Source organism: Mesorhizobium sp. M2C.T.Ca.TU.002.02.1.1 (genome assembly GCF_003997225.1).
This window is the reverse complement of record NZ_RZTO01000572.1, coordinates 1-4,084: the sequence shown is the minus strand read 5'-3', so window position 1 is coordinate 4,084 and position 4,084 is coordinate 1. Positions and strand designations below refer to the sequence as shown.

Genomic DNA, 4,084 nt, shown 5'->3' with positions numbered 1-4,084 from the left:
GGCATGCGCTACCTCTATACGCTCAACGCCGAGAAGGGATCGGCCAGGAACGCCAGGGCCCCCGGCTACCGGGTCGGCGGAAAGACCGGAACGGCCGAGAAGGTCATCAACGGCCGTTACTCCAAGGAGTTGAATTTCAACACCTTCGTCGCCGCCTTCCCGATGGACGATCCGCAATTTCTGGTGTTCACGATCGCCGACGCTCCGCATCCGGAAAAGCCCGGGATGACGGACGTCGCCGCCAACAATGCTGGGGTTATGGCCGGCAACATCATCAGGCGTTCTGCGGCCATGCTTGGCGTGAAGCCAGATTTCAGCCATGAAAATGGTGCAACGCTGGTTTCCTATCAGTGATTCTTCGGGCGCGCCGGCAACTGCGCGCTATTTTGTTGCGGTGAACGGGACTCAATGCATCTAAAAGACCTAGCCGGTATCCTGCCTGTCGAGGGAACAGCTTCCCACGACCTGGAGGTGACCGGGATTTCCTCCGATTCCCGCCAGGTTAGACCCGGCGTGGTCTTCTTCGCGCTCGCCGGCAGCAAGGCCGATGGCTCGACCTATGCGGCCGATGCCGCCAGCCGTGGGGCGGCTGCAATCGTCGCCGGCAAGGGAACGGCCGTTTCCGGCCTGTCGATCCCGGTTCTTTCCGTCGACGATCCACGCCGGGCGCTGGCGCTCAGCGCGGCACGCTTCTTCGGACGCCAGCCGCAGACCATGGTCGCCGTCACCGGCACCGCCGGCAAGACATCCGTCGCCGCCTTTACCCGCCAGATCTGGGAGCAGGCGGGTTTTGCCGCCGCCTCGATCGGCACGACCGGTGTCGTGGCGCCCGGCCGCAACGAATATGGTTCGCTGACGACGCCCGATCCGGTGGCGCTGCACCGGTTGCTGAAGGAACTGGCGGATGCCGGCGTCACCCATGCCTCGATGGAAGCCTCGAGCCACGGCCTCGACCAGCGCCGCCTCGACGGCGTGAAGCTTGCGGCCGGCGCCTTCACCAATCTCGGCCGCGACCATATGGACTACCATCCGACGGTCGAGGATTATCACCGCGCCAAGCTGCGTCTGTTCGACACGCTGCTGCCGAAGGGCGCGCCCGCGGTCGTCTTTGCCGACGATCCGTGGTCGGAGCCGACGATCAAAGCCGCGAAGGCCGCGGGCCTGAACGTGCTGACCGTAGGCCGCCATGGCGATTTCCTGACACTGAAGCGCGTCGAGCATGAGCGCCATCGCCAGCGCGCCGAAATCGTAGCGGACGGCGTGCTCTACGAAGTCGACCTGCCTTTGGCCGGCGATTTCCAGATCGCCAACGCGCTGGTCTCGGCTGGCCTTGCCATCTCGACTGGAACGCCGGCAGACAAGGCCTTGGCGGCGCTGGAGAAATTGAAAGGCGCGCCGGGTCGGCTCGACCTCGTCGGCACCACCGGCGCCGGCGCTCCTGTCTATGTCGACTACGCCCACAAGCCCGATGCGCTGGAGAATGTGCTGACCTCGGTTCGGCCTTTCACCACGGGCCGCGTCGTCGTGGTGTTCGGCTGCGGCGGCGACCGCGACCGCGGCAAGCGCCCGATCATGGGCGAGATCGCGACCCGGCTCGCCGACATCGTCATCGTCACCGACGACAATCCGCGCAGCGAGGTGCCCGAAACCATCCGCGCGGCGATCCTTGCCGCCGCACCCGGCGCCATCGAGATCGGCGACCGCCGCAAGGCGATCCACGAAGCAGTGGCGATGCTGCGCGCCGGCGATACGCTCATCGTCGCCGGCAAGGGGCATGAGGAAGGCCAGACGATCGGCTCCGAAACCTTCCACTTCTCCGACCATGAGGAAGTGCGCGATGCGCTCAAGGAGCGCGCCGCATGAAACTGCTGTGGACGTCGGAAGCGCTGGTTGAAGCTATGGGCGGCAGGCCGATCGGCTCGCTGCCGGAGGGCATCACCGGCATTTCGATCGACAGCCGCAGCCTGGAACCCGGAGACGCTTTCTTCGCCATCAAGGGCGAGGCGATGGACGGCCATGATTTCGCGACAGCGGCGGTCAAGGCCGGAGCGGCCGTGCTGGTCGTCGCCGAGGGCAAGCTGCCCTCGCTCGGTCGGCTGACGGCGCCGATGATCGTCGTGCAGGATGTGCTGGCCGCGCTCGAGAAGCTCGGCGTCGCTGCCCGCGCCCGCTCGAAGGCCAGGATCATCGCGGTCACCGGCTCGGCCGGCAAGACGACCACCAAGGAAGCGCTGCGCCATGTGCTGTCTGCCGTTGGTAAGGTGCACGCCTCGGCGCAGTCGTTCAACAACCATTGGGGCGTGCCGCTGACGCTCGCCCGCATGCCGCAGGACTGCGACTACGCGGTCTTCGAGATCGGCATGAACCATCCGGGCGAGATCAGGCCGCTGGTCAAGATGGTCAGGCCGCATGTCGCCATCGTCACGATCATTGCCGCTGCCCATCTCGGTTTCTTCAAGAATCTCGACGAGATCGCCATGGCCAAGGCCGAGATTTTCGAGGGGATCGAGCCCGGCGGCTCGGCACTGCTCAATCGCGACGATCCGCGCTGGAAGCTGCTTGGGAAAATGGCGAGAGAGGCGGGCGTCGAGCATGTCTTCGGTTTCGGCGTAAATCCCCGTTCAGCCTTCCGCCTTGTCGGCTGCGAGCTCCATGCCGACCATTCCGACATCGCTGTCAAGATCGGCAAGAAAGACCTGACGGCCCGTGTCGGGGCGCCGGGCCGCCATATCGCGCAGAATGTGCTGGCCGTGCTTGGCGCCGCGCACCTGGTCGGCGCCGACCTCGACAAGGTCGCGGCCGCGCTGGCCGATCTTTCGGCCGAACGCGGCCGCGGCCGGCGCCACGTCCTGCATCATCCCAATGGGCCGATCACGCTGATCGACGAGAGCTACAACGCCAATCCGGCCTCGATGGCGGCGGCCATGGCGCTGCTCAACGCCACGCCCGTCTCCGGCGAGGGGCGGCGCATCGCGGTGCTTGGCGACATGCTGGAGCTCGGCAGCCATTCGGCCAAGCTCCACGCGGCGCTTGCCGAGCTGATCGTCGGCACGGGCACGCGCAACGTCTTTCTCGGCGGGCCGGAAATGCAGGCGCTGGCCAAGGTTCTGCCGGCCGATATCCAGGCGGAGTATCGGGCAGGCGCCGATGAGCTGAAGCCGATCGTGATCTCCGCGCTCAGGCCCGGCGACGTGGTGATGGTCAAATCGTCAAAAGGCATCGGGTTTTCAAAGCTGGTCGAGGCATTGCTCGGCAAATTTCCGGCGGAAGCCACAAACATTAAGCCGACTTGAGGTCGGGTTCCGGGGGACGGAAAGACCATGTTCACACTGCTCGTCGATTTCGCGGACAAGATCTCGTTCTTCAACGTCTTCCGCTACATCACTTTTCGCACCGGCGGCGCGCTGATCACCTCGGCGCTGATCGTCTTCATCTTCGGGCCGACGATCATCAATTCGCTGCGCCTGCGGCAAGGCAAGGGCCAGCCGATCCGGGCCGACGGCCCGCAGACGCATTTCAAGAAAGCGGGAACGCCGACCATGGGCGGGCTGATGATCCTGTCCGGCATCATCGGGTCGTCGGTGCTATGGGCGAACCTGTCCTCAATCTATGTCTGGGTGGTGCTTTTAGTCACCGTCGGCTTCGGCTCGATCGGCTTTTACGACGACTATCTCAAGGTCACCAAGCAATCGCATCTGGGATTTTCCGGCAAGGCGAGGCTGGCGATCGAGTTCGTCATCGCGGCAATCGCCGCGTGGGTGATCATGCACAATGGCCAGGCCCCGTTCTCATCGTCGCTGACCTTTCCCTTCGCCAAGGAATTCCTGATCAATCTCGGCTGGTTCTTCGTGCCGTTCTCCTGCTTCGTCATCGTCGGCGCGGGCAATGCGGTGAACCTGACCGACGGCCTCGACGGCCTGGCGATCGTGCCGATCATGATCGCGGCGGCGTCCTTCGGCGTCATCGCCTATCTCTCGGGCAACGCGGTGTTCGCCGAATATCTGCAGATCCATTTCGTGCCTGGCACCGGTGAGCTTGCCGTCGTGCTCGGTGCCGTGATCGGCGCGGGCCTGGGCTTCCTCCT

General features: G+C 64.9%; 4 protein-coding genes. All 4 read left to right on the top strand.

Annotated features, from left to right (window positions below):
- Positions 1-354, top strand: a 354-nt coding sequence (locus tag EOD07_RS25165) for a penicillin-binding transpeptidase domain-containing protein (protein WP_281059084.1), incomplete at its 5' end; no start/stop codon positions are given.
- Positions 355-408: 54 nt separating this feature from the next.
- The gene (locus EOD07_RS25160) at positions 409-1,863 is read left to right on the top strand and encodes a UDP-N-acetylmuramoyl-L-alanyl-D-glutamate--2,6-diaminopimelate ligase (RefSeq protein WP_127237343.1); all 1,455 of its coding nucleotides are present in this window, start codon (positions 409-411) and stop codon (positions 1,861-1,863) included.
- Entirely contained in the window at positions 1,860-3,293 is a 1,434-nt protein-coding gene (locus tag EOD07_RS25155) for a UDP-N-acetylmuramoylalanyl-D-glutamyl-2,6-diaminopimelate--D-alanyl-D-alanine ligase (RefSeq protein ID WP_127237342.1), read from the top strand. Before EOD07_RS25160 ends, EOD07_RS25155 begins: the two co-directional genes overlap by 4 nt.
- 27 nt (positions 3,294-3,320) lie before the next feature.
- A partial coding sequence (gene mraY / locus EOD07_RS25150) for a phospho-N-acetylmuramoyl-pentapeptide-transferase (protein ID WP_127237341.1) occupies positions 3,321-4,084 on the top strand: 764 nt, incomplete at its 3' end.

Excerpts from the sequence above, each read along its gene's own strand:
- EOD07_RS25160 (WP_127237343.1), top strand. The coding sequence starts at position 409 with ATGCATCTAAAAGACCTAGCCGGTATCCTGCCTGTCGAGGGAACAGCT.
- EOD07_RS25155 (WP_127237342.1), top strand. The coding sequence starts at position 1,860 with ATGAAACTGCTGTGGACGTCGGAAGCGCTGGTTGAAGCTATGGGCGGC.